General features: G+C 42.8%; 18 protein-coding genes. 15 read left to right on the top strand and 3 right to left on the bottom strand.

Annotated elements, in window-relative coordinates; all coding sequences use genetic code 11:
• The first annotated feature begins 257 nt into the window (after nt 1–257).
• From tenA to gpAD87_RS10100, 5 genes are all read left to right on the top strand, one after another.
• The gene (gene tenA, locus gpAD87_RS10080) at nt 258–917 is read left to right on the top strand and encodes a thiaminase II (RefSeq protein WP_064637951.1); all 660 of its coding nucleotides are present in this window, start codon (nt 258–260) and stop codon (nt 915–917) included.
• Nucleotides 914–1,675: an ABC transporter ATP-binding protein gene (locus gpAD87_RS10085; RefSeq protein WP_197521400.1), complete on the top strand. Its 762-nt coding sequence runs from the start codon at nt 914–916 to the stop codon at nt 1,673–1,675. Before tenA ends, gpAD87_RS10085 begins: the two co-directional genes overlap by 4 nt.
• Nucleotides 1,672–2,430 carry an ABC transporter permease gene (locus tag gpAD87_RS10090; RefSeq protein WP_064637954.1) on the top strand — a complete coding sequence of 253 codons (759 nt, stop codon included), beginning with the start codon at nt 1,672–1,674 and terminating at the stop codon, nt 2,428–2,430. Before gpAD87_RS10085 ends, gpAD87_RS10090 begins: the two co-directional genes overlap by 4 nt.
• A gap of 22 nt (nt 2,431–2,452) precedes the next feature.
• Nucleotides 2,453–3,469 carry an ABC transporter substrate-binding protein gene (locus gpAD87_RS10095; RefSeq protein ID WP_064637956.1) on the top strand — a complete coding sequence of 339 codons (1,017 nt, stop codon included), beginning with the start codon at nt 2,453–2,455 and terminating at the stop codon, nt 3,467–3,469.
• Between the two features lie 584 nt (nt 3,470–4,053).
• The gene (locus gpAD87_RS10100) at nt 4,054–5,094 is read left to right on the top strand and encodes a hypothetical protein (RefSeq protein ID WP_157258441.1); all 1,041 of its coding nucleotides are present in this window, start codon (nt 4,054–4,056) and stop codon (nt 5,092–5,094) included.
• A gap of 516 nt (nt 5,095–5,610) precedes the next feature.
• On the opposite strand, the gene gpAD87_RS10110 is transcribed toward gpAD87_RS10100, so the two are convergent.
• Nucleotides 5,611–6,522 (bottom strand): helix-turn-helix transcriptional regulator, encoded by a 912-nt coding sequence (locus gpAD87_RS10110; RefSeq protein ID WP_064637962.1) that lies wholly within the window; start codon nt 6,520–6,522, stop codon nt 5,611–5,613.
• 213 nt (nt 6,523–6,735) lie between these two features.
• Here gpAD87_RS10110 and gpAD87_RS10115 point away from each other — a divergent pair, with 213 nt between their 5' ends.
• Both gpAD87_RS10115 and gpAD87_RS10120 read left to right on the top strand, forming a co-directional pair.
• Nucleotides 6,736–7,155 carry a nuclear transport factor 2 family protein gene (locus tag gpAD87_RS10115; protein WP_064637964.1) on the top strand — a complete coding sequence of 140 codons (420 nt, stop codon included), beginning with the start codon at nt 6,736–6,738 and terminating at the stop codon, nt 7,153–7,155.
• 404 nt (nt 7,156–7,559) lie between these two features.
• Complete coding sequence (locus gpAD87_RS10120) at nt 7,560–8,996, top strand: glycoside hydrolase family 1 protein (protein ID WP_064637966.1); 1,437 nt, start codon at nt 7,560–7,562, stop codon at nt 8,994–8,996.
• A gap of 147 nt (nt 8,997–9,143) precedes the next feature.
• Here the strand turns inward: gpAD87_RS10120 and gpAD87_RS10125 are convergent, their stop codons facing one another.
• Entirely contained in the window at nt 9,144–9,935 is a 792-nt protein-coding gene (locus tag gpAD87_RS10125; RefSeq protein WP_064637968.1) for a DUF7402 domain-containing protein, read from the bottom strand.
• Between the two features lie 470 nt (nt 9,936–10,405).
• On the opposite strand from gpAD87_RS10125, the gene gpAD87_RS10130 reads away from it, so the two are divergent.
• The 3 genes from gpAD87_RS10130 to gpAD87_RS10140 all read left to right on the top strand — a co-directional run bounded on the left by gpAD87_RS10130 (nt 10,406) and on the right by gpAD87_RS10140 (nt 18,994).
• Nucleotides 10,406–15,757: a carbohydrate-binding protein gene (locus gpAD87_RS10130; protein ID WP_064637970.1), complete on the top strand. Its 5,352-nt coding sequence runs from the start codon at nt 10,406–10,408 to the stop codon at nt 15,755–15,757.
• A gap of 68 nt (nt 15,758–15,825) precedes the next feature.
• A complete protein-coding gene (locus gpAD87_RS10135) occupies nt 15,826–16,863 on the top strand; it encodes an S-layer homology domain-containing protein (RefSeq protein WP_064637972.1) in 1,038 nt (345 codons plus the stop codon).
• 157 nt (nt 16,864–17,020) lie between these two features.
• A complete protein-coding gene (locus tag gpAD87_RS10140) occupies nt 17,021–18,994 on the top strand; it encodes an alginate lyase family protein (protein ID WP_064637974.1) in 1,974 nt (657 codons plus the stop codon).
• Nucleotides 18,995–19,114: 120 nt separating this feature from the next.
• Here gpAD87_RS10140 and gpAD87_RS10145 read toward each other — a convergent pair whose 3' ends face one another.
• The gene (locus gpAD87_RS10145) at nt 19,115–20,005 is read right to left on the bottom strand and encodes an AraC family transcriptional regulator (protein ID WP_064637976.1); all 891 of its coding nucleotides are present in this window, start codon (nt 20,003–20,005) and stop codon (nt 19,115–19,117) included.
• A gap of 179 nt (nt 20,006–20,184) precedes the next feature.
• Between gpAD87_RS10145 and gpAD87_RS10150 the strand changes: the two genes are divergently transcribed.
• The 5 genes from gpAD87_RS10150 (at nt 20,185) to gpAD87_RS10170 (ending at nt 26,902) form a co-directional block, all read left to right on the top strand.
• A complete protein-coding gene (locus tag gpAD87_RS10150; protein ID WP_064637978.1) occupies nt 20,185–21,342 on the top strand; it encodes a glycoside hydrolase family 88 protein in 1,158 nt (385 codons plus the stop codon).
• A 224-nt stretch (nt 21,343–21,566) separates the two neighbouring features.
• The gene (locus gpAD87_RS10155) at nt 21,567–22,523 is read left to right on the top strand and encodes an ABC transporter permease (RefSeq protein WP_082935064.1); all 957 of its coding nucleotides are present in this window, start codon (nt 21,567–21,569) and stop codon (nt 22,521–22,523) included.
• 10 nt (nt 22,524–22,533) lie between these two features.
• On the top strand, nt 22,534–23,397 hold the full coding sequence (locus gpAD87_RS10160) for a carbohydrate ABC transporter permease (RefSeq protein ID WP_064637980.1): 864 nt from the start codon (nt 22,534–22,536) through the stop codon (nt 23,395–23,397).
• A gap of 73 nt (nt 23,398–23,470) precedes the next feature.
• The gene (locus gpAD87_RS10165) at nt 23,471–25,027 is read left to right on the top strand and encodes an extracellular solute-binding protein (RefSeq protein ID WP_082935065.1); all 1,557 of its coding nucleotides are present in this window, start codon (nt 23,471–23,473) and stop codon (nt 25,025–25,027) included.
• Nucleotides 25,028–25,141: 114 nt separating this feature from the next.
• Nucleotides 25,142–26,902: a sensor histidine kinase gene (locus gpAD87_RS10170; RefSeq protein ID WP_064637981.1), complete on the top strand. Its 1,761-nt coding sequence runs from the start codon at nt 25,142–25,144 to the stop codon at nt 26,900–26,902.
• Nucleotide 26,903 lies beyond the last annotated feature (1 nt).

Genomic DNA, 26,903 nt, shown 5'->3' on the forward strand with positions numbered 1-26,903 from the left:
TTGGAATGGTGTCTAATGGAGCCATTATCAGAGCCATAGCAGGTAAAAGGTGCCTATGCCTTAAAAGGCGGGCATTAGCCTCAACGATGCGGATCACCTTCTTCTGATCCATGGAGAACCTTATTCGCACAGAGCAAACGATTAGATAATACAAATACTCATGCCACGGCCGTGTAGGGAATAATTCATAAAGAAAATTGAGAACGAATGAAAAAAATAAAACAGATATACGTAACTTTGGACTGGAGGAACAGATATTGACTATTTCAGAGCGACTCTACCAAGCAGCACAGCCTGTGTGGAAAGAATGTCTTGAGCATCCCTTTGTGAAAGGAATCGGGGATGGCTCCTTAACTGTTGAACGATTTCGTTATTATTTGCTACAAGATTACTTATACCTGTACGATTATGCCCGTGTATTTGCACTAGGCATCGTCAAGTCACAGGACCCCAAATTGATGCAGTTTTTTAGTAAAAACGTAGACAACATCCTAAATGGTGAGATGAAAATTCATCGTTCTTATATGGAGCGATTAGGAATTACAGAGGATCACGTTTTTCAGGTAAAACCTGCACTGAAAAATGTAGCCTATACTAACTATATGCTCTCTGTTTCCCATGCGGGCGGCATAGCAGAAGTACTTGTATCCATTCTGGCCTGCTCATGGAGCTATGCAGAGATTGGTCAAATCCTTGCCCAAAAACCAGGTGCAGCTGATCATCACTTTTATGGAGAGTGGATTACAGGATATGCTTCTTCTGAATACAACAGCAGCAATCAATCCCTTGTGACGTTAACGGATAAGTTATTAGAAGGCTGTAGCGAGGAAACGTACCAACGGATGGAAGATGTTTTTGTGATGTGCAGTCGCTTTGAGCTTGATTTTTGGGAGATGTCATGGAGGCTAGAGTCTTGAGTTCACTGACATTTCAGAATGTGTCCTATCATTATGATGGTGAGTCTGTAGACATTATTGACAGGTTGTCTTTTACGATTGAGTCAGGCTCCTTCCAGTGTATCGTTGGCGCCTCTGGTTGTGGTAAAAGTACGATATTCCATCTCATTAACGGGCTGCTTTCGCCAAAATCTGGTTCTATCCTGATTGATGGGTCACCAATCGGAACTAAAAAGCATTACTGTGGCTATATGCCACAAAAAGATCTGCTGTTCCCGTGGAGAACAGTAGGAGAGAATCTTGCGTTGCCCTTGGAAATTATAGGTGGATACACCAAGGCACAGTGCAGGGAGCTTATTGCTGAATCGTTGAATAACGTGGGCTTATATCATTGTCATGACAAGATGCCCCATGAACTTTCAGGTGGGATGCGCCAGCGGGCTGCTTTCGCCCGGACAATGCTGACGGGTTCCGACTTGCTACTGCTAGATGAGCCGTTCTCTGCCCTGGATTTCTTAACGGGTATTACGATGCAGGAATGGCTCCTTGAGCAATGGGAGCAGCACAAAAAAACAATTATCTTCATTACCCACAATGTGGATGAAGCTTTATATCTTTCGCAAAGAGTATTAGCTGTCACAAGCACTCCTATATATCAATTAACATCAATAGATGTTCCTAGTGGTTATCCCAGATCAAGAGAATCTATTGCTACACCAGAAATCGCAGCATTGCGAGAAAACTTGATCCAGACGTTAAGGAATAATGTGATCCTATGAAAAAATCATTCTATAATCATAATTTACCTGCAATTATTGTTGTATTTGCACTATTGATGATCTGGCAACTGGGAGCGATGGATCTGAATGCTGCTTATATTTTACCAAGCCCGGTTCAAATATTTCAAAAAATATGGGAGCTCCGTCAACCCTTATTCACGGTTCATCTGCCTGCTACTCTTCTAATTACGAGCTTAGGTCTCGTGTTGTCTATCATCCTGGGTGTCGCGCTAGCAATACTAATGGATGTCAGTGTGTTTTTGCGTAAATGTCTGTATCCGATTGTTGTAGGTTCTCAGACCATACCAACTACTGCGATTGCTCCATTATTTGTTCTATGGTTTGGTTATGGCATATGGAGCAAGGTGCTGGTCGCTATTTTAATAACATTCTTCCCAATTACGATTACGGTATATGATGGCTTACGCAGTGCCCGTACGGATATGAAGAAACTTCTCCTTACATATGGTGCCACGCAACGGGATATTTTTCTCAAACTCAAGATTCCTTTTGCACTGCCCTATTTCTTTTCAGCCATCAAAATGGCAATTCCGATTAGTGTCATTGGGGCAGCCATTGGAGAATGGCTAGGCGCGCAGAGTGGTCTGGGATATTTTTCGCGCCGAATGATGACTCAGCTTGACGGTGCTGGTGTGTTTGCACCCATTGTATTATTATCAGTCCTTGCTATGGTTTCGGTCGCACTAATTACATTGTTAGAGCGCCGTTTCGTTCGCTGGCGCGGTGAGTCATAAACAGATATGGAGGCACGAATTTATGAGAAAAACAGGGATCATTCTTACTTTAACATTTATCTTATTAGCAGTTACTGCTTGTACACCTCGAAACACAGCTCCACCTTTATCCTCATCTCTTCAGGAGTTACAGGAGGTTAATGTGGTCCTGGATTGGTATCCAAACGCTTTGCATGCGTTTCTCTATGTCGCCATGGAGAAGGGATACTTCGAACAAGAAGGCTTGAAGGTAAACCTGCAATTCCCTTCTAACAGCAATGATGCAATTTCACTTGTAGCAGCCGGAAAAGCGGATGTTGGACTGTATTATCAGCAGGATGTCATTATCACAAGAGCGAATCAGCAAGTGCCAGTTAAATCTATCGGCGCTGTTGTACAAGCTCCACTGAATGCAATAATTTCTTTAGCGGAGAAGAACATAACTTCTCCACAAGATTTAAAAGGCAAAACGATTGGTTATTCGGGTACTGAGTTATCTGAAGCTCTCATTCGTAGTATCATGAAACATGCAGGTACAGACAACAGTGATGTAAAAATGGTTGATGTCGGCTTTGAGCTTATGAGTTCGATGACCACAAATAATGTGGATGCTACCATTGGTGGCTTGATTAATCATGAGGTTCCTCAGCTTCAGGAGGAGGGCTTCGATGTTAATTGGTTTACGATGGAGAAATACGGTGTACCATCCTATTATGAAGGCATTTTTGTTGCAAATGATACCCTGATTGCATCTGATTCTGATATGCTGACTAAATTTCTGCGTGCTTCAAAAAAAGGATTTGAGGATGTGAAGGCCGATCCGGAGGCTGCATTACAAATCCTGTTAGATCATCAGAGTGCAGATCATTTTCCGTTATCCGAAGATGTTGAGCGTCAAAGCTTAGACATCCTTCTTCCTTTGATGGAGAATGATAAGGCTGAATTCCTGAGCCAGGATGATTCCCGCTGGCAGGAAAACATAGATTGGCTACAATCAGAGGGGCTAATCAAGACGAAGCCTGCATTAGACGATGTTCGTGTAGTAATCCCGTATGAATAGTATCTTCATAAGAAATCGACTCCTTATTCAGGACCGTTCTCTACTGTCGTGAGAAGAGGACACACAGTTAGTTTTATTAGAGAGCAGCGTCCATAAACCTAAACTGGATGTTGCTCTCTGTTTTCTAACAGTTGTGCTTTTTAAAGAATTTACCCGCTCTTTTATTGTGGAATTGGACATTTTTTCTTTTCATATCCTTTTTTTTATTGTCGAAATGAATCTTCCTAGTCCTAGCCGTTCCCGATTACAAAATCTTCAAGCGAACGTTGGTACTAGATATCATGTTGTTGCCAGCAGTAGAATTGACATTCATATTTGGTACATACTGAAGGGCAGACTGGTAATTCCTCTTCATGATTAGAGGCTCTGCCTTGAGTTTGCCAAATATTCATGCATTGGCTTAGAGTATTTCGAGTTCTTGTTCAGCATGCAAGAATATGTACAGGTGATCTGAAAACCCTGATTATTGCAGACCTGAAATGTCAAATGGCTGAGAAATTTATATTGGATTGGATCCTACTTTGAATGAATGTGTAAGCGGCTTAAGCTGATATATTTAAGTTAAACTCAATACGAGTTTAGGATTGGAAAATCAAGAGTTAATAAATAAAATGCAGAGAGGTGACCATCTCAAAGTGAATATTACTCCGTTTATTCATCGAGTTATTGAGACAATTGAAGCTCACAGTGTAAAAGAACCATGGGGGTATACCCGAGATCTTGTAAGCAATCAAACTCCAGACCTTTATGGAACGGCAGATGCCGCTATTATTTTGTATACACTAGGAGAATTACCAAAAGAAAAGTCAGCCTGCAAACAATGGGTGGAATCACTACAAAGCTTCCAGTCTAGTAATGACGGTTTATTTCATGGAATTGGCCATCACCCTATACATGGTACTGCCTTTGCTATCTCTGCTCTACAACTGTTTGATGCTAAACCGAAGTATCTCTTGACCGCATTAGAGTCTTTGAAGGATCGGAACAAACTTGAAGCATTTCTATGCGGATTGGATTGGCAGAATCAGCCATGGGGAGATTCCCAACAGGGGTCGGGTATCTTTGCTTCTATGGTATTAAGCGGAATGGTAGACGAAGAATGGGAGAATTGGTATTTTGACTGGCTCTGGGAGCATACTGACCCCGCGACCGGCTTATGGAAAAAAGAAGCTATTGTTGACCTGAATGGTCATCCTATTGGGGCACCGCTCTTTCACCATGTTGCGGGTTCGTTTCACTATTTATTCAACCTAGACTACCGGAAAAAGAAAGTCCGTTACCCTGAACAATTAATCAATACCTGTCTGGATATGTTTAATGGTCAACAATTCCCTTTGTCGGAGCAGGAGTTTTCCTTCAATGAACTGGACTGGCTGTATACCTTCATCAGTGCCAAGGAGCAAACAGAGCACCGAGCGGAGGAGGCAACGGCGATGATTAGCCAGGTCTCCGAACAATTTATTCAGTTCGTTTTGCGTAAATCCACTGAGGAAGGACCTTATGGAGATTTGCATAGTTTATGCGGTGCCGTATGTGCCTTGGCACTTGTTCAATCCGTGCTTTCCGAACGGGTAATCAGTGACCGACTCTTGAATAAAGTATTGGACCGTAGGCCCTTTATTTAAGGGTAATATAGAAATTATGATGAACTTAAGATAGAGACAGGTATTAGTTGATGCCTGTCTCTTTGTTTTTTTCGCCCGAGAGGGAAGCCGGTGACAGATGCAAAGGGTACCTTTATGTAATCATTCCATTATGGTGAGGAGGAACATATCCTTCGTGAGCATATGAAAATCATAGACGAGAGCGAAAATCAGGTCAGTTGGAAGTTTGTGTGGAATCGCGACCTCACCCGGATTTTGTTGGTCCACGTTAATGGAAATATCTGGATATCATTATGGGTGCGGCACGTAGCCGGAACATGAAAGTCTGGATTCTAGACGATTCTCATTTTCCCACAGGATATACGCGGCGGAAAGAATTAAGACGAATCATCCCCAGTACCAAAAGAAATTTCTGAAAGTAAATGAGCAGGATTTTGTCGGAGTCCAATTTCATAACAGACAACAGACTATTCGCTTTTGCTCGTTTCCAGAGAATTAATCTGCAAATTTGATGGATAACATGCACTCTATTCGCCATCAAATGTACGTCTCAAGTTGATGAATAGATAGTTTATGTCTCCGAACCAATTCTTCTCGGACGCATTGTGGACTGATTACTGTAACATTGGGACCAAATGACAAAAGATAGGAATATAACCATTCGTCAAATTCCAATTCGGCTGTTACCACAAGTCCATTCTGTTCCTGTGTGATAAGAGATTCTTGGAACACATCGTATACTCGGTAAGCAACTTCATTAGGAAATAACAGTTTAATGCTTGCTTTATTTTCAGTCCAATCATCATTAATAACATGGGGAGCAGTAGCCTTATTATCGTCCTGTTCAAATATCTTGGATTGAATATTTAATTGTGTAATTCTGGTTATCTTAAACAAACGGTGATCCCTTTTATCATGACAATATCCGTACAAATACCAATCTTTATGCTTATAACGTAATTTACTTGGATTAATAGTCCTATACTTTTTATCTCCAGAGGAGCTTATATATATAAATGACAGAGTTTTATTCTCTAGAATGGATTGTTTGATTTGGTTAAATTTAAGCTTATCAGAATCATGATTGCCCCATCGGGAAAAGTCGACATCAATCCAACTGTCGTTTAACTGAAATAGCTGGCTTATCTTCCTCATCACACCGCTATCCTCTATTATAGGAACAGCTTTAATCGTTTGAAGACCAAGTAATATTTCTTTTTGTTCAGACTCAGTTAATAGTAATTTATTCAATATAAAATTATCCATCAGATGTATCCCACCCTTTCGTCCGGTAGTAGCATAGATCGGTACGCCAGAAGCACTTAAGGCATCAACATCTCTATAAATAGTACGGACTGAGACATTGAAGTGTGTGGCTAATTGGGAAGCTGTTACTCGTTTCGTTTCCGTTAGCATAAACAATATTTCCAGTAATCTGCTGCTATACATTTTTGCCCCCTTGTACTAATGTAGTTAGTTTTTAAGGAATTTATAATCCTTGAAGTTCAGGTCAATAATTTGGTGAAGTATCCTGTCATTTACCTTAGAGCTAACAACCTTATTGACTAGTTTTTATTAATTTGTTCTTTCTAAATATCATGACACTCGATGTCAAGGTTTGTGTGCTACAATTTTCATATCAATATAAAGGAGGTTATTACAGTGACAAAAACAGATCAAGAGATTATCACTGGGATTACTAAAAAAATGGGAGAGGCACAGACGGGCGATGAAATCACAGAATTTTGGCACAAAAACGCAACATGGTTTGATCTGCAGTTCTATAGTAAAAAGGGATTTGAAAACTGCAGAAACGAATTTCGTGAACAATTTGCCAAAATTACAAATGTACGCACCGGATTTCTTGAAATTGAGGCATATGTTGATGGCAGTGTTGGCTTTGTCCAAAGTATCCAACACTTTCAATGTGACAATGTAGATGGGTCCTCCTCCACCGAATTTCTTACCCGACAAACAGATGGATATATAAAAGAAAATGGTGAATGGAAATTGATCCATCAACATGTATCATTACCGACAGATTTTCGAACAGGCAAAGCTATATTTAGTACTGAACTATAACCTTCTTGGTTTAGAAGAGCTCATTATATCATATAAACCTTGACATAATTAGTCAGGGTTTAACGGATTATTTGAAATGGTCGATTATTCCACTGATGTTATTCGCCACTGATTATGATAAACAATATTAAACTTTTGAACTTTCTGAATTCTGAAATTATGAATATTGTTCCATTGGAAGTCGTTAATTTGGCGACTTCTTTTGTTTAGAGGAGTTTTCTTAGGTTCTCGAGGTAAAAGTATATAAAAGATAATAACAATATTCTGAATATTTGATTATGTTCCGAGGCAAGATTATACCCTGACAACCATTGTCAGGGTATGGATGCTATACTTTGATTATAAAGTTTACCAAGAAAACAGATTTGCTTAACGAGGTGTCATGATTAGAGGAGGAACAGATTATGAAAATGAAAGACGGATTCTTTTGGGGCGGCGCGACTGCTGCTAATCAATTCGAAGGCGGTTGGAACCAAGGTGGCAAGGGGCCTAGTACATCGGATATGATGACAGGTGGAACCCACACGACACCGCGCAGGATTACACCTATATTGGAAGAGGACACATATTACCCGAGCCATGAAGCGGTTGATTTTTATGGACATTATAAGGAAGATATCGCAATGATGGCAGAGATGGGCTTCAAAATGTTTCGCATGTCCATCAACTGGTCCAGAATCTACCCGAATGGATACGATCTGGAGCCAAACGAAGAGGGATTGCAGTTTTACGATAATGTCTTTGCCGAGTTGAAAAAGTACAATATTGAGCCGCTCGTCACGATCTCCCATTACGAAACTCCGTTCGGCCTGACACAGAAGTACAATGGCTGGGCTTCCCGTGAAGTTATCGATTGTTATGTCCGATATTGTACAACCATCTTCAATCGGTACAAAGATAAGGTGAAATACTGGCTGACGTTTAACGAGATCAACTGTTTAACGATGCCACTGGGTGCTTATATGTCAGCAGGAATTTTGTTTGAAGGCAAAGAGACACTGGTTGATGGAGTGGATGATCCACAGACGCGCTTTCAGGCGCTGCATCACCAATTCGTAGCAAGTGCCAAAGCGGTTAAGGTTGGACATGAAATTAATCCCGATTTCCAGATTGGCTGTATGGTTGCTTTTTTGACCACATATCCAAATACTTGCAATCCGGATGATATATTGCTTGCACAGAAGAAAGACCAAATATCCAATATGATCTGCGGTGATGTACAGGTTCGGGGAGCATATCCTGGTTTTGCCAAACGTTTCTTCGCAGAGCAAGGGATCCAGATTGATATGAATCCCGAAGATGAAAAGACACTGCGTGAAGGGTGTGTTGACTTCTATTCCTTCAGTTACTATATGTCGATGGTCGAAAGTGCAGATAATTCGCTTGAAAAGGCAGATGGTGGTAATCTCATAGGCGGCCTTAAAAATCCATATCTGGATTCCTCCGACTGGGGCTGGCAGATTGATCCGAAAGGATTACGTTATACGCTGAACCATCTGTATGATCGTTACCAAGTACCATTGATGATTGTTGAGAATGGTCTCGGTGCAGTCGATGTGATAGAGAATGATGGCTCCATTCAAGATGACTATCGGATTGATTATCTTAGAAATCACATCGAACAAATGAAAGAAGCGGTGGCTGACGGCGTAGATCTCATTGCCTACACGATGTGGGGATGTATCGACCTAGTCAGCGCATCCACAGGAGAGATGAAGAAGCGTTATGGCTTCATTCATGTCAACAAAGACAATGATGGTAAAGGTGACCTGAGTAGAACACCGAAGAAGAGCTTTCACTGGTACAAAAAAGTCATTGAATCAAATGGTGAAGATTTATAATCAGGCGTAAGTAAATACCCGCTTGTCCTATAGATAGGGACAGGCGGGTATTTATATCTGGTGAATAAAAACTTTGACTTACTACGATTCGATGATTGAATCAGGATCTTATTCTTCAATAATTATTTCTTTATCCGTTACTACTGCTTAAATTTCTCGTCCGTATGCTTCGAACTGTGTAAGTGCTGGGAATAGTGCAGGATCATTAGATTGAATTAACTCGCTAAGTTTCACCCATTCCACTTGTCTTGGTTCCAAGAGAATAGCCTGTGCTTTTCCGGATTTCTCAAGAGATGAAGTTATAGAACTGCCATCAGAAAAAGACAAGGTAACCTGCTTCCAGTAATTATCATGGGGGAAGTCAGCTCTCAGGTACAATACGATCTTATCAATTTCAACAAGCCGTCCAAAATGAAGTGTGAATTCTGCATCTAGTCGTTGATTAATTCCCCATGATTCAAATGGCCACTCTCCATGTGAATAGGTTACCGTATTGCCATTGATTGCATTTCGGGCAGCAAAGACGGCCTCACCACGCGTCTCAACATTAGCCGAAGCATGGGGGTACAACGTTGAGTTGGTATGATGATCATGTGAATTTGCGGCAAGGTTTTTGTAGGAACTAATCTCCTCATTGGATGCAACCCGTACAGTCAGCAAATGTAGTTGACCCGTAAATGACTTGGGAGAATATGAGGTTTTCTTCTCATTAAAAGGGATGCTTAGACGGTACTCTTGCCCAGACAGATATACAAAATCCGGATTCAAAGCATCATCCAGCTTGAAATACAAATAGACGCCGTCCCTGGAGCTTCTGAGCACAATAGAATCTCCTGGTTGATACGGTTGATCATATACCAGATGAGTATGGTTCGTATCGGTATGTTCGGCAAGGATAGTTCCATCTTCACGCTGTACTTCAATCGTTAAATGAATCATAAATACACCTCGGTTTGTAAGATTAGGAATGACATTAACTTTAAGGATGTAAACAGCTTTCATGACACTATGGGACGGGTCCCAAATATCAGGATGCGTCTAACAAAAACAACGTTCTATTTACGCGAATTAAGTTGAGTAACCTCTATGGATTAAAGAGCTACCGAAGCATAAATACGGTGATTTCCTCCCGCGAAGATCCGCGATTCGTATGTACAATCTACTCATAATCCATATTTTTTCAAAATTGTAGCACTCGTCTCATAAACTCACAAGAGAAATTTCCCAATTTAACGGAGAATGTGAAAAAAATAGTATTTGCCCACTTTTATCATCGGATTTTGGGTACACTTCTAACCAATTTATCTATATCTTCATGAAGAAAACATTCTAAGGGAAGGAGATATCATTTTTATTTATGGAAGCGTTTACTTTTAATTCGACATTTTATTGAATCAGGAGGCTGTGAAATGAAGCAGTGCTGCAAAATTATAAAATGGATGGTTATTCGTGTGTTAGTAGTAAGTCTCTGTTTATTTATAACTACCGTTCCAAGCAGGGTATCCGCTGATGATTCGGTTATCCATACCCAGCCTGCAATCTTGGAGACGGTAAGCCAAGAGGGATTCGTTCATCCTTCTATAGGTTTCACTGGTGATGCACTGAAGCTGATGCAGGAGAAGGTTGCCATTGGCGCAGAGCCGTGGGCGAGTGCATTCGAGGACTTCAGGAACAGTCGCAGTGGATCACTGGATTATGATATTCGGAATCAAAGCAAGCTGGATAAAACGAAACCCGCATATACCAAGATTGACAATGATGCAAAAGCCAAGGAAGCCAAGGTGGATGCAGAAGCGGCATTTACCCACGCAGTTATATGGGCTGCTACAGGTGATGTTCGTTACCGTGAGAAAGCAATGACCATTGTTCGTCTTTGGTCCCAAATTGATCCGGGCAATCCAAAAGGATTTACAGATTCGCACATTAGTATCGGTGATGCCATGGTTAACATGGTTAGAGCTGCCGAATTGTTGCGGTATACGGAGGGCAGCGGGGAATGGGCGTGGACGGAAACGGATACGACGAATTTTACGCAGAACTATCTGATGGCCTTCTACGATGGCAACTTCTATCATAACAATGGTCGCTGGATGAACCAGCATGGTATTATCACTCAGGCCTATATGATGGCTGCTATTTTTTCGGATAATCAGCAATGGTACCAAGAGGCAGTGGAGTGGGCAACAGCCAACAAAACCGCAACGTTCAAGGGGCAATCCGGTGATATTTTTCATCAGATTCGCTATGTCACACAAAATGAAAGAACGGGTGCACCTGTCGAGCCCCATGTACAACTTGTGGAAATGTTCCGCGACATGGGCCACGCTTCAGGAAATACGTCCACATTATCCATGATTGCCTACATGACTGAAATCCAGGGTACTAAGGTCAACCCGGACCCGGCTTCACCAACATTCGGAGAAGTGACGGATGCTTCAGATGGTGTAGGAATTTTCGAATTCCTCGATAATCGGATATTGGCTGGAGCGAATGAACTTGCCAAATATAATCTGGGTTACGATATCTTGTATACACCAGTTAACATTAGCAATGCTGTTGTTGGCGATCCAACAGGCAATTACGCTGATACCGTCAGTGATAACGGCAGAGGATTGGGGTACGCGTCCGAGGTCACATACGGATACTACATGCATCATTTGACTCAGCCACTGGATCCTGGCGATGAACGGATTAAATATCTGGCACAAGCTATTGAAAAGCAAGGTGGATTAAAAGCGATTCCATCTTATGTTCTGTTACAGGGGACCAGTGACTTGGCGACAGGTGAGGTGGTTGGTCCACCAAAGCCACTAAGCAATCCCCCGTATATAGAAGTGACAGCAGCATATGACCGCTTGCAGGCGTTCGATTATATAGGTAGGAGCGAAACCACCAGCACGAGTACGTTTCAGGATATGGACGGCATGCGTTCCGTACTGTATGACGTTCGCTATGAGAATCAGTATACATGGTATGACCTTGATCTAGACGACAGTTACAACGAAATTACGATTCGGGCTGCAAGCAATTCGAGTGTGGGCACCAAGGTGGACGTAATCTTGTTGGATGGTGTAGACGGACTTGACCGCACTAATGTTACGACAGCTGATCTTGCCAAAGGTGAAGTACTAACTACCTTGCAGGTACCGAATACCGGATGGTGGACCAATTATGCGACGGTCTCAAGCAAGCTGAGTAAGCCTTTGTCAGGTAAGCATCTGATCGCATTCAAGTATTATGGCAGCGCAAACGCACTGTCATATCAGATTGCGTTTGACTGGTTCGCATTCTCGGATGGCTATGCAGGCGATGAACATCCAGCTCTGTCAGGTGTCCTCTCCGGAGAAGCTACTAAAGCTTCAGACGGTGTGAATCTGAGTGAAGGAGGGGCAGTCACATTCGGCAAAATGAATTTTGATAGTGGTAACAATAGTATTGAATTACAGGCCAAAACAACAGATCCGAATGGCAAACTGCTGTTATACAGCGGGGAAACGCTGGTAGCATCTTACAAACTGCCAAATACGAGCAATGCCATGGTCAAATTCACTTCTGAAGTTGCATCAGCAGACTTGGCTAAGATCAAGGGCATTCATGACATCACTCTAAGGTATAGAGGCAACTCGCCAATTACACTTAAGACATACCGGAATATTGAACGGAATCGCTTGGCGAACGTAGAGACAACTGGCAGTCAAGCCAACTTCATTGCCGATCAGGCTATTCCGATTTCCGGTACATTTGAGATAGGTAGCGAAGGCACCCGCTCTTATATTCTGACAAAGAACGAAAGCATTGTTTATTTGAGCAAGGCCGCGCTTCAAGTGGATCGTACCAAAGACAGCATTGTTTCCTTTACGGTCAGAACTAATGGAGTGGCCAAATTGCAGCTGCAAAGAGATTCATCCACTCCCCCTTTTGCTACAATCCGAGTACCGGATACTAAGGGCGATTGGCTTCGGGTAAGCACTAACATATCAAATAAATATGTGAAGTCGGATGACTACCCAACCTATTTGAAAAGTCTTTTTGTTTCCATCGAGACGGACAAGGAAGACACGGAAGTCAAGCTGGGCAGCTACACGCTTGATCCAGCCGATACCTCGCCAGTAATCAAGTTGACAAGTGAACAAGGGTTTGAACTTACAAGCGTAGCGGCCTACGAGAATGGCGCAGATATGAATTTGAAGGTATCCGTTGAAGATCTAGACTCTGTGAATGTATCTTTATCGACGGATAATCAGGATTATATTGACAGTAGTGGACTGAATGGCAAGGCAGGCGGAACGTTAATTGTTAAACCAGCCGGACTTGCGCCAGGTGAATATGTCTTCCATATCTATGCGGAGGATGATACATCCAATTACGTCGATAAGGAAGTGAAGTTGTCCATATACCCTGAAGAGGAGAATAAGGCCCCTGAAGGATTGACCGCAGCTTTAACGGGGCCGACTTCCGTACTTTTGAACTGGCAGGAAGTCAAAGGAGCAACTTACTACACCATCTATCGCAAGCAAGGAGCTGGGGGCACCTATACCAAGTGGAAAGAAACCACTTCGACTGATTTGAGCGATGCTGATCTGAAATCCGGTACGTTGTATGCTTACCAGGTAGCAGCTGGAGGCAATGCCGGAGAAACGGAAAAAAGCAGTCCTATAGATATAACAACCCTTTCTGCGATTCAGGTTACGCAATCGATGGTCAAGGCTTCATCCAAACAGTGGGATGCAAGTGACTCAACAGGAATTGGAACTCCCGAGAGTAATGGATGGCGGGCATTTGATGGCAATATAGAAACGGCACCTGATGCGTTGACCAACCCAAGCTGGATTCTGATTGATTTAGGTCAAAACAATGCACCGATCTTGGGCGGTGTGAAATTTTATCCGCGCAGTACACATCTTAATCGGATGAAGGATGCAGTGATTCAAGGCTCGAATGATGGTACAACATTTGAGAATCTGTACACTATTGGGACCATCTCTACTGCTAAGTGGTATTTTGTAGGAATGACGAAGGATAAGGGATATCGATATCTTCGGTATTACACACCTAAGGGCAATGCCAATGTAGCAGAGCTTGAATTCTACCAAAAAGCAGTAGACGTACCCGCGCCTAACCAAGCCCCCGTTTTTGCCGATTTGGCTCCAGTGACGGTGACGGCAGGTCAAGAGGTGAAGCAGACGCTTGTCGCTACGGACCCGGAAGGGGATTCCATCACGTATGCGGGTATAGATCTGCCAGAAAGAGCGCAGCTGGATGCAGCTACAGGTGAATTCAGCTGGATACCAGAAGCAGCAGGGAGCTATGTGCTCCAATTCAAAGCGACTGATGCTAAAGGAGCAGCAACCGTTGCTACATGGACCATCACGGTAAAAGAAATAGCAGAACCACAGCCAGGAACGGAAAATTCGGCTACGCTACACGGACCATTAACAGTTGCACCGGGACAACCGGTGGACTTGAACATCGGTGTACATGGCGTCACGGATGGTTTCACAACGGCACAATTGACCGTAACTTACGATACGTACAAGTTGCAATTTCCAACAACCGAGGACGAACAAGGACTTACTGTTCTGGCTGATGGAGCTGTGTCTTCTTCAGAAGAAGGCTTGCAAATCATCGGGACAGGGGTGAAACCGGAATCCGGTGAAATTCTCCTTATTGTGGCTAACACGAACCAGAATCAGATTACCGATTCGAGCAATCTTATCGCCCTGCATGGGCAAGTGAAGGTAGACGCTACCACTGGGAAAGCACAAGTCAGCTTAAGTAATTTCGAAGTTTCCGCAGACGGGAATTCTAACATGTTGGATACCTCGACAGCATCAATCGCTATTCAGATTCAAGTCGATAAGACACAGTTAACAGCTGCAATCAAGTCTGCACAATCCCTGCATGACAAGGCAGTGGAAGGCAGCGATACAGGAAAGTATCCGGTTGGATCCAAAGCAGTGCTCCTTACAGCCATCGAACATGCAAGTGCGGTAACGACGAATGAGGGGGCAACCCAAGCTGAAGTAGATGCCAAAGTTATAGAACTGAATCGGGCGGTTGAAGCATTTACAGAACTTGTAATCGGCGTAAGCAAAGCTGAATTACAACAGACGATCTTGCAAGCACAGCAATTGTCCGCAACGGCTGTTGTAGGATCATCACAGGGGCAGTACCCACTTGAGGCCAAAAATGTATTCGATGCGGCAATCCAAAGTGCGATGGTGGTTCGCGACAACACTGGAAGCACTCAGGCCGAAGTGAACACAGCAGTCACTGCTTTGAAAACGGCCATTACTACATTCAGGAGTAGTGTTTATACTGCAACGCCTCAGCCGACAGACCATACTGGGTTGGCAGTTCAGATCCAATCCGTTCAAAAACAACTGGACAAAGCTGTTGCTGGAACAAAGATTGGTCAGTATCCTCAACAAGCCATTTCCATCCTGAAAGCTGCTCTGAATACGGCAAATGAGGTAAAAAACAATGCTGCATCAACACAATCAAGTGTTGATGCAGCATTGGTAAATTTACAATCTGCTGCAAGTACATTTGCTGCTCAGATGATTACTCTTGTACCAGGCCAGACTCAAGTCAGTATCAAAGATCTCTCTATCATTGCGAAGTATTATGGAACAAAATCAACAGATGCAAGCTGGTCCGATATTGAGAAAGCAGATCTGTTCGATGGGGGTGAGATCACCATTCGTGAGTTGGCTGCTGTTGCTCAGATGATTGTTGGTGACTGGCTGCAAAATAAATAGGTATGAGCAAGGGAGGGCGCACCTTGTCGCCTTCCTTCTGATCATTCATGTGACAGGGAGGGTCTCTATTGAGATCGAAGACAAACGTGAAGAAAATGGAAATGAGGAAGGTATGGACAAGTTTCTTGGTGTTACTGACGATCTGTACAACGAGTGTGAATGCAGCCACAATAGAGCAGTTAGCGCGTCCAAGCTTTGAGTTAAAGCTGAAGTCTGTTAACAACAAACTCGTTGAAGTATCGGTCATCGGGCATGACCTTGAGGATCTGTACGCCTATGAAATGAATCTGGAGTTTGATGCAGATAGACTTATTTTTTCGAAAGCAAGCGCAGGAAGTGTTGGATATACGGTCGTGCCGAAAGCGGAGGGGAATTATCTCAAGATTGCCCATACCAAAGTGGGCAGCGTAAAAGGTGATAGTGGGGATCAACTATTGACGACCCTGCAGTTTAATGTGCAGCGTGCCGGTAACAGCAAGATTACACTTCAGAATATCAAGCTGGTGGACTCAAAGCTAAATATGTCTAACATGACACCTGCACTGCAGGAGACCATACAGGCGGAATCAGCGACCAGCTTTAGTGACATAACGGGGCATTGGGCAGAGGCTTCCATTCTAAAAGCGGTGGAGGCCGGATTTATCGACGGGTATACTGACGGCACGTTCCGTCCCAAGCATGAGGTCACGCGCGCCGAATTTGCTGTTATGTTTAGCAGAGCACTTAAACTTGATGTGAATGAATCAGATGCAACTTTTGCCGATGTGAACCAGATCCCGGCTTGGGCTTCCTCTCATGTGCAAGCAGCAGTGAAGAAGCAACTTATTACCGGTTATGTCGACCACACCTTCCGACCAAACGCGAAGATGAGTCGTGCCGAGATGGCATCGGTTGCTGTTCGCGCACTTGGTAAGACACAACATGATGTGACTTACGTGAATGAATTTACTGATGCGGGCGATTTTTCTTCTTGGGCGAAACCTTTCATTCATGAGGCTGTAGAATCAAGCATTATGCAGGGGATAGGGAACGATCGTTTCTCGCCAAACACGAATGTGACCCGCGCAGAGGCAGTTACCGTGATCTTAAATGTGTTAAGGAATTGAATTGGTCACAGGATAAAGGAAAAATGTGAAGAAAGTTGGATTTACCCTCTTATTTCATCGGATTTTGCCTGTTTTTATCTGGAAATTAACAAGTAGAATACATTTGTAAGCGATTACAATTTTATTTTTTCCACATCCAGATTAAAGGAGTGATTTTATGCCACAACGGTCTACAAAAGCAAAGCTCATTAGTATTATGCTAGTCATCATCATGCTTCTGATCCCTGCGTATAGTGTACTTTCATCGGAAACGGCAGAAGCAGCAACATTTACTCATCCTGGAATTATGCATAATGCTACGGATCTCACTAGAATGTCTGCCAATCAGAACACCGAACCTTGGAAGTCAGCATTAGCAAATTTCAAAACAGATAGCAAAGCATCCTCATCTTATGCAAAACAAGGACCTTATAGTACGGTTTGCAGGAACGATTCTACTTCAACATGTACGAGTACAAATTATGGAAATAGTGCCTTAGAGAACGATGCGAGAGCAGCTTATTATAACGCTCTCCTATGGAATGTGACCGGAACACAGGCGTATGCTAATAAAGCCATTGAGATTCTGAATGCTTGGTCGAGCACATTAACTAGCATTGCTGGAACAGATGCACAGCTTGCTGCAGGTGATAATGGCATTTTTCTTGCCAATGCAGGCGAATTGTTACGATATAGCAACTCAGGCTGGGCTGCAGCAAATATCACACAACTGGAAAATATGTTGACCAACGTTTTTTATCCTCATATTCAATCCCCCGGGGATGCAAACTGGGGTGGATCCGCAATGAAATCCATGATTTCAATCGCGATATTTACGAACAATCAGACGATGTTTGATTCTGCAATATCTAATTTCAGAACGAATGCTTGTGCTTCTGTGACGAGAAATGTTATGTCTACAGGGCAGATCTCCGAATCAGGCCGAGATCAGGTTCACGCTCTTGGTGGACTTGGCAACTTAACGGTTGTGGCAGAAATCGCCTGGAAGCAGGGTGTTGATTTGTTTGGAGATGGAGATAATCGACTCTTAGCTGGCTCGGAATATTGGTCCAATTATAATCTGGGCAATGAACCAACTTCATGGGATTCAACATACGGACGTTGTACCATGGGGCCTTGGAGTGGCATTAATGGAACGGGAAGAAGTGATACCATCGGATGGGCTCAAAATGAAATAATATATGCTCATTATGTAACACGCAAAGGATTGACTGCTCCGTTCACAACCAGTTACATGAATGGAATGCCTGCTACAAATACGGATGCAGCTCTGCTCACATTTGCGTACAGACTGGGTACCACTACCGATTCAACAAAGCCATCCGCACCGACGGGTTTAACTGTTAAACCGTTGTCTGACAAAGTCATTAATTTGAGCTGGACACCTTCAACGGATAATGTTGCTGTGAGTGGTTACAAAATTTACAGGAATGGGACCATTGTGGGATATTCACCAACTTCGGACTATACCGACGCTGGACTGACTGCTTCTACAGCTTACAACTATCAAGTAAGTGCTTATGATGCGAAGTCAAACACATCTACAACAAGCAGCACGGTAAGTGCTACAACACTGTCATCTGCGAATGCACAGATCCCATTTTCTTCTCAGGATATTGGTAGTGTAGGTGTCGCTGGAAGTTACAGTTATAGTGCCGGGACCTATACAATCAAAGGGGCCGGAAGTGATATCTGGGATAAATCAGATCAGTTTAGATTTGCTTATGTGCCGTTAAAGGGAGACCGGACGATTACAGCTCGCGTTGCCAGTTTGACGAATACCCATTCATCTGCAAAGGCAGGAGTCATGATTCGGGAATCTCTGTTTGAGGATGCCAGCAATGTGTATGCTGCTATGAAACCAGGACTCGCCGTATTCCAAAATCGGACGGCACCTGGCGCAATCACGAATTCTACGACGTCCGCAACCGTGAGTGCACCGTATTGGGTCAGAGCGACCAGATCGGGGAACACCGTAACGACCTACATTTCTGTGAATGGTGTGACATGGACTCAGACAGGTACGTCATCCATTTCTGCTGCAAGTACAGCCTATGTAGGACTTGCGGTGACGTCTCATGCAAACACGACGCTTACAACTGCTACATTTGACAATGTAAGTGTTCAGTAGGAACAGTTGATCTAAAACTAGCCAAATTCATTTCTCTAAATCTTATTTCAAATGAAAAACCTCCAAATTTCCGCTTTCGCTGCGGGTCTGGAGGTTTCTTCGTTGAGCAGGTTTTGAATGCTATATTTCATGGCTCTCCAATCCGCTGTTTTTTTGATTTAACTTATACTTCAAAGGTGTGACCTGATACGTTTTTTTGAAACACGAGATAAAATGTGAAACATTCTGGAAGCCTACGTGATGACTTATGTATTCCACCGACATAGTTGTCGTTTCCAGCATATGAGCTGCTACTTTAATTCGTTTGGCAGTAAGATACTCGCTCAAATTGCTTCCAGTTTCATTCTTGAAAAGCCGGGACACATAGGATCTTGTGAAATGCAGTTGGTCTGCCAGCTTGTTGAGAATGTTAGATTCCATATAATGTTCATCCAACCACTGCATAATAAGCTCAGAATGTTCTTTCTTGCGCCGAGTAAGACTGGGTTCCGATTGATCTATAGGGAAGATCCTTGCCATAGCACTAAGAAACTGAAGAACGAATACGGTAATTTCCTCCCGGGATTCACCTTGTTCCATGTGAGCAATTTGTCCGTAATCTTCCATACAGTAGCTAAAGAGATCCATATCTCTGCTTAAGTCAAATGCGCGCTCAATCCCACTGGAATAGCACAAACGGTCAAACCATTCTCTGCGACGTGGATAGTCTTTTAAATACTGATCTATAACCACATGATCTAAATGGATCACTGCTCTTTCGTAATGACTTTCATGAGTTACTTTAGCAAAGACTTTGTGTATTTCGAATGGCTGGAATACATAGAGCATCCCCGGCTTAATTGGATAGGTCTTGTTATTCATGACCACTGTGCCCTTACCTTCAAATACGATCAAAAACTCGCAGCACTGGTGCCAATGATAAAAACTGCTATTTGTTTTACTTGTTCGATGACGGTCTGTCCAGATCAAAGGTTGTCCATGAAATGGAACGGATTCAAAACCAACTTCCATGACAATCACTCCACACCATTTTTACTAAATTGTAGCATTGCTTTCTCGTTTGTCAAAAGTGCAACAGAACGTTATTTTCTTTAAACGCAGCAAAACTTTCACGGATTCTAGCATGTTACAATAATGTCGTTTTAACAAGATAAGAATTATAAATCCATAACAGGAAAGCGGGAATTGGAATGTTAAACATAGAACAGCAGAGTGTCTGGCTGCAAGATATTGAGCAACGGATTATTCAAAAATTAGATTGGGTGAGCGAAAAATCCAAAAATAAAATCCCATACACTACCGTAAATGGGGTTCATGATGACCGATCTGTCGAAAATCCTAGTGGTACACATGCCGACGGGATAAACTGGTGGACCAATGGTTTCTGGGGTGGAATGATGTGGCAGATGTACTACAATACGGGTCAAGAGAAATACAAAAATGTTGCAAATATCTCAGAAGACAAGCTCGATGCGGGCCTTCAGCAGTATTACGGTCTGCATCATGACGTGGGATTTATGTGGCTGCCAACTAGTGTCGCAAACTATAAACTGACCAAAAACCCTGAATCTCGCAAACGGGCGCTTCATGCTGCCAACTTGTTGGCAGGACGCTATAACCCGATGGGAGAGTTTATTCGCGCATGGAACGACATCAGCGGAGAAGATACTAGAGGATGGGCCATAATTGACTGTATGTTTAACATTCCCTTACTCTATTGGGCAACGGAAGAAACCGGAGATCCACGATTCATGCAGATTGCCCTCAAGCATGCGGATACGGTCATGAACACATTTGTACGTCCTGATGGTTCCGTCAATCATATTGTAGAATTCGACCCGTTTACAGGGGATGTTATAAAATCATATGGTGGGCAAGGGTATGGTGAAGGCTCTTCTTGGACGAGAGGTCAGACGTGGGGATTGTACGGTTTTATGATGAGTTACATTCATACAGGCAAAAAGGAATATCTTGATACGGCGAAGCGCATTGCTCACTACTTTATCGTCAACATTCCGGATAATGGAATTATTCCTGTTGACTTTAGACAACCGAAGGAGCCAGCATATGAAGATTCAACAGCTGCAGCAATTGCAGCTTGCGGACTTATTGAGGTTTCAAAGGCAGTCGAACTTCATGAGAAGGATCTATATCTGAAACCTGCCCTTAAATTGCTGAAAACATTGGATGAAGACAGAGCAGACTGGACCACAGATTGCGATTGTATCCTCAAAAATGGATCAGCTGCGTATCATGCCAAAGAGCATCATCAATCTATTATTTATGGAGATTATTACTTTATCGAAGCCATTTATAAGTTAAAAGGAACCGACTTGTATTTCTGGTGAACTGTTTAAATTATGCATTTAATTATATTCCGTTGAGAATGAAAACGAGGGCTTGCTTACATAGCGAGTCCTCGTTTTTGGTTAACATTTTTATTACAAAACAAAGTTGTTTTTCCGTACTAACGGCGTTGGATTTTACCTCATGGGTCATTTGGATTCCATGTTAAGATGATTTCACAACAAACAAACACATAGACGAGGATCTGGAGGAGGCCTTAGACAAGGTGACGACAAACACGAAAATTCAAACGTACAATGCCAAGAGCGTAAAGAGGACATCTACATTATGGGCTTTGATTAAACGAGACTGGTTCCTTTATCTGCTATTAGTTCCCTTTTTATTATGGTATGTCATGTTTGCATTCAAGCCGATGTACGGCATACAGATTGCATTCAAGGACTATAGCATATTCAGAGGAATTCAGGGTAGCGAATGGGTAGGTCTTCAACACTTTCAGGAATTTTTACAAAGTGAATATTTCTACAGGGTGTTAAAGAATACACTGATTATCAGCTTGTACGCATTGCTATTTGTATTTCCAGCACCAATTATTTTTGCTCTACTTCTCAATGAGGTCAAGAGTTCCAAATTCAAAAAAGTTGTGCAAACGTTTACTTATATGCCCCACTTTATATCGGTTGTTATCGTAGCGGGAATTGTTACTAATTTCCTGGCTCCCGGAAACGGTATAGTCAACCTCATTATTGAGAAGTTTGGTGGAGATAAAATTTACTTCCTGGCTGATGCGAGTTTCTTCCGAACCATACTGAACTCCATGAACATTTGGCAGGGTACCGGGTTTGCGGCCATCATTTATATTGCTGCGTTATCCGGTGTTAATTCGGAACTGTATGAAGCCGCTGTTATTGATGGAGCAAGCAAATGGAAACGTACACTTCACGTTACGATCCCAGGAATCCTTCCAACGATCATGATCATGCTCATACTGCAGATCGGTAGCTTGCTCGAAGTAGGGTATGAAGCCATAATTCTTCTCTACCAACCGGTAACTTACGCAACTGCGGATGTTATTAGTACCTATGTCTATCGTGAAGGTATCGTAAATGGAAGGTATGATATGGCTGCGGCAGTAGGATTATTTAACTCAGTCGTTGGATTTATTCTCATCATTGCTGCAAATAAACTGAGCAAGAAATATACAGAATCTGGACTATGGTAGGTGATAGCTTATGATGGAGAGTCGTGGAGAAAAAGTATTCTATGTATTCAACTATATTATTCTGGGGTTGTTCGCCTGTCTGACCCTGTATCCGTTCTTATATGTCCTGTCTGCGTCTATAAGTTCCCCACAGGCAGTAGTGTCAGGAGAGGTTCTTCTGTTTCCAAAAGGAATTACGTGGGAAGCTTACACTTCAGTGCTGGGTGAGAAAGGGATTTGGACCGGTTACGGCAATACGATTTTTTACACGGTTGTCGGCACATTAACAAGTATGATTTTGACGATCTGTGGTGCATATCCACTGGCGAAGAAAAGGTTGAAAGGCCGGACAACGATTAATTTGATCATTTCTTTCACACTGATTTTCAATGCTGGTATGATTCCGATGTACCTGAACTTCCAGAGTCTTGGTTTGCTGGATAATCGATTTGGCATAATTATCGGGTTTGCGATAAGTACATTTAACTTTGTTATTCTGCGTACATTCTTTCAATCTCTTCCTGAAGAGATCGAAGAGGCGGCACGCATTGATGGTGCGGGGGATATAGGTGTGATGATGCGTATTGTCATTCCACTTTCGAAAGCTCCGCTGGCTACAATTGGTTTGTTTTACGCCGTAAGTAGATGGAACGGTTACTTCTGGTCAATGATCATGCTGCGCGATGAAAGCAAGTTTCCGTTACAGGTTTTGCTGAACAGACTTGTTGTACAGATGAAACCATCGGAGAACATGATGAACGATGTATCCTTTACAACTGGAGAAACTGTCATATATGCTACTATCGTGGTTGCCATTATTCCGATTATTGCGGTGTATCCATTTATTCAGAAATATTTTGTTAAGGGTGTCATGATTGGCTCGTTAAAGGGATAAGGAATATCCGAATGTTGTCCCATCCGACTGCATTTTGATATAGAAGTTTGACTATCACAGAGGGGGCATTTGTGTGAAAAAGAAAGCAGCATTATTAATGGCATCTCTATTGTTGAGTGCATCCGTACTCGGAGCGTGTAGCTCAGACAAAACCGGGAGCAATACTCAAACTCCATCCCAAAGTTCATCAAGCCAAGAATCGGCAAATCTGAGCATCTTCTATTTTGATGATGCGGGTGTAGTCAAGATGGACTCACCTGTTCTGAAAAAAGCAGCTGAACTCACCGGGGTAACCTTGAACAACGTGGCTTCTGCTGGCGGAGAAGAGAAACAGGCCTATAACCTGATGCTAGCTTCTGGAACACTGCCGGATATCGTTAGTTATTACACGGCGGACCTGAACTCTATTGGAGCCGAGGGTGCATTGGAACCACTGAATGACTATATCGATAAACTGGCGCCGAACTTCAAGAAGTTCCTGGATGAACATGAAGAAGTGAGAAAAACAATTACCGCTGCTGACGGAAATATATATGCTATTCCTTTTGTTGCTGATGGTAGCGCTTCCACCGGTTGGTTTATCCGTCAGGATTGGCTGGACAAATTAAAGCTGGAAACACCGAAAACAGTGGACGAATATTACGAGGTATTGAAAGCCTTCCGTGATCAGGACCCGAACGGAAACGGGAAGAAGGATGAAGTACCTTTCATGCAGCGGGACAATGTAGTCGGAGCGTATAGCTTGTTACCTCTATGGGATGCCTATCATTCTTTCTACATTAAAGATGGAAAAATCGTATATGGCCCTTATGAGGATCAATTCAAAACAGGGATCGAGAACATTGCCAAGTGGTATAAAGAGGGCTTGATCGATAAGGAGATCTATACTCGCTCCAAAGCACGGGAGGTTTTGCTGGGCAACAATACCGCAGGTTCCACACATGACTGGTTTGCGAGTACAGCCAACTTTAATCAATCTCTGAGCAAAGATGTTCCAAATCTCGACTTTATCCCGTTTGCTCCGCCTGCAAGTATTTCTGGAAATGTGTATGAAGTAGGCAAGCGTGCTCAGCTTAGCGGATTCGGTTGGGGCGTTACGGCACAAAGCAAGCATATCGAAGATGCAGTAAAATATTTTGACTTTTGGTGGAGTGAAGAAGGACGTCGATTGTTCAACTTCGGGATTGAAGGCGAGTCCTACACCATGGTTGATGGCAAGCCGAAATTCACAGAGGAAGTCTTAAGCCAACCGGCGGTTAATGGCTATTTGGTAGAAGCCTTTGGCGCACAATTGCCGAAAATGGGGGCATGGCAGGACTTCTCTTATGAAGAACAATGGACGAATGAAATTGCTTTGAAAGGCATTAAGGAATACCAGGATAAAAAAATTATCTCTGATAACTATGTACTGCCAACATTGAACTTCACAAAAGAGGAGCAAAAACGTCTAGATGCGTTGAAAGGCCAGATTGATACGTATTTTGCAGAGAAAGCCCAGACCTGGGTCATGGGTGGTGAAAATGTGGAGGCCGGATTTGAGGCGTACAAAACTCAACTGAAAAATCTCGGTGTAGAAGAATATATCCAAATCTACAACGATGCTTACGCTCGTTACCTAAGTATCCAATAGTGACATAACAGTGTAGTAGCAGCAATGGAGAAGCCAAACGGCTTCTCTATTGCTATATATTCTTATGCGGTTAGTACGGTATACTATGAATTATTGATTATCGGGAGAATGAATATGAAAAAATGGCTATATTCAACTACATTCCGAGAGCGCATACAATTATCACTAATTTTGTTTACGATGATTGCTGTAGTTGTCTGCGGAGGAACATCTTATCTTATTGCCTCCCGGGTACTGGAGAACAAATCGTATTCCCTTAATCAGGGGATTATCGATAAATCAGCGCAATCTTTGGAGGAAAAACTGCGCAAAATTCGGCTTGCCGTGCTGACTTTTATGTCCAGCGATCAGTTTAATCAGTTGCTTAAGGAAACGGCAAAGGGCGGAGAACTCAGCTATTATGATCATTTCAAGTTGAATCAGTCACTGCAAACGCCTATTTTTCAAATGAAGCTCATTGAGCCAGGCATCACGTCTATCTTGGTTAACACTCCTGTTGGCGAGTACTTTTCTAACCCGGATAATCGCACTGGGGGAATTCCATTCTCAGAGAGCAACGTTTATCCTTTTTTAGAAAAGGGACATCTTCCAGGATGGGTGGAGTCACATCCAGATGATCTGTTTAGAACTGGTCAGAACGTACTCAGTTTGATGTTTGTGCCTATCGTACAGAATGCACCGGCAGATACACATATAGTCGTTGATGTGAGTGAGAGTGCCTTGAAGGAGTACTTGCTCAAAAACAGTGGAGATGCCATTCCTGTTGTATTTACCGAGAACGGAAAACTAGCATTTGAAGCCGATTCCCTCTCCAGTCAACTGGCCGCCGACTCTAATTTCAGAGGCCGATTGAAGGATAATAAGGGACATTTTGAATATACGGTCAACCATATTCGCTATCTGGTGAATTATTCCACGGTGGCTTTTCCGGATAACTGGTTAATTGTGCACCTTACTGAACGAAATGTACTTTTGAAAGATGTCCGTTTGATTCAACTCGTCACGATCAGTGTCATCGTTATATTCGGTCTATTGGCATTGCTGGTATCACGAAAATTAACAAGTTTACTGCTGCGTCCATTAAATCAATTACAATCCGTCATGAAAAAGGTCGAGCATAACGATTGGTCCGTTCGTTTTCAAGGGGAATACAAAGATGAGTTCACTCATGTCGGCTTCAGGTTTAACAGCATGCTGGATCAGATTGAACTTCTTACCAGGCAGCGACTGGATGCACAACATGCCGAGCGAATCGCCGAGATGAAGGCGTTGCAGGCTCAGATGAATCCGCATTTTTTGTATAATACGTTAAATACCATCCTGTGGAAATCTCACTCCAACAAACAAGAAGAAGTCCGAGAGATGATTATGTCCTTATCGGCTCTGTTCCGTGTCGGATTAAACAATGGGGAAGAGCTTACAACGGTGGGGAAGGAGCTGGAGCACGTAACTCAGTATTTGAAAATTCAAAAGCTATGTTATGCGAGCCTATTTGAATACACGATTGAATGTGATGAGGAGATTAAGCAGCTTTCCACGCTAAAATTGTTGTTGCAACCGTTGGTAGAAAACAGCATCCTGCATGGTTTCAAAGACTATCGAAATGAGGGACGGATTCATATTAGGGTTACGGTTGTCAATGAGTTCCTGCAGATGAAAGTGATTGATAATGGTCAAGGCTTCAACGTCCAGGAGCATGAGGCAGATAATCCGCATTTGGATGTGTCGGATTGTGAAGGTTTCGCGCTCAGAAATATTGGTAAACGGCTCTCCTTGTACTATGGAAGCAGAGCAGAATTCAATGTAACCAGTACACCATATATACAAACTAGCATCGAAATTCTCATTCCGCTTGAAATCGAGGGGGCATCTTAAG

This window comes from Paenibacillus sp. AD87, from assembly GCF_001659845.1.
Lineage (GTDB): Bacteria > Bacillota > Bacilli > Paenibacillales > Paenibacillaceae > Paenibacillus > Paenibacillus marchantiae.

Excerpts from the sequence above, each read along its gene's own strand:
- gpAD87_RS10090 (WP_064637954.1), top strand. The coding sequence starts at position 1,672 with ATGAAAAAATCATTCTATAATCATAATTTACCTGCAATTATTGTTGTA.
- gpAD87_RS10095 (WP_064637956.1), top strand. The coding sequence starts at position 2,453 with ATGAGAAAAACAGGGATCATTCTTACTTTAACATTTATCTTATTAGCA.
- gpAD87_RS10110 (WP_064637962.1), bottom strand. The coding sequence starts at position 6,522 with ATGTATAGCAGCAGATTACTGGAAATATTGTTTATGCTAACGGAAACG.
- gpAD87_RS10120 (WP_064637966.1), top strand. The coding sequence starts at position 7,560 with ATGAAAATGAAAGACGGATTCTTTTGGGGCGGCGCGACTGCTGCTAAT.
- gpAD87_RS10125 (WP_064637968.1), bottom strand. The coding sequence starts at position 9,935 with ATGATTCATTTAACGATTGAAGTACAGCGTGAAGATGGAACTATCCTT.
- gpAD87_RS10130 (WP_064637970.1), top strand. The coding sequence starts at position 10,406 with ATGAAGCAGTGCTGCAAAATTATAAAATGGATGGTTATTCGTGTGTTA.
- gpAD87_RS10140 (WP_064637974.1), top strand. The coding sequence starts at position 17,021 with ATGCCACAACGGTCTACAAAAGCAAAGCTCATTAGTATTATGCTAGTC.
- gpAD87_RS10145 (WP_064637976.1), bottom strand. The coding sequence starts at position 20,005 with ATGGAAGTTGGTTTTGAATCCGTTCCATTTCATGGACAACCTTTGATC.
- gpAD87_RS10150 (WP_064637978.1), top strand. The coding sequence starts at position 20,185 with ATGTTAAACATAGAACAGCAGAGTGTCTGGCTGCAAGATATTGAGCAA.
- gpAD87_RS10160 (WP_064637980.1), top strand. The coding sequence starts at position 22,534 with ATGATGGAGAGTCGTGGAGAAAAAGTATTCTATGTATTCAACTATATT.
- gpAD87_RS10170 (WP_064637981.1), top strand. The coding sequence starts at position 25,142 with ATGAAAAAATGGCTATATTCAACTACATTCCGAGAGCGCATACAATTA.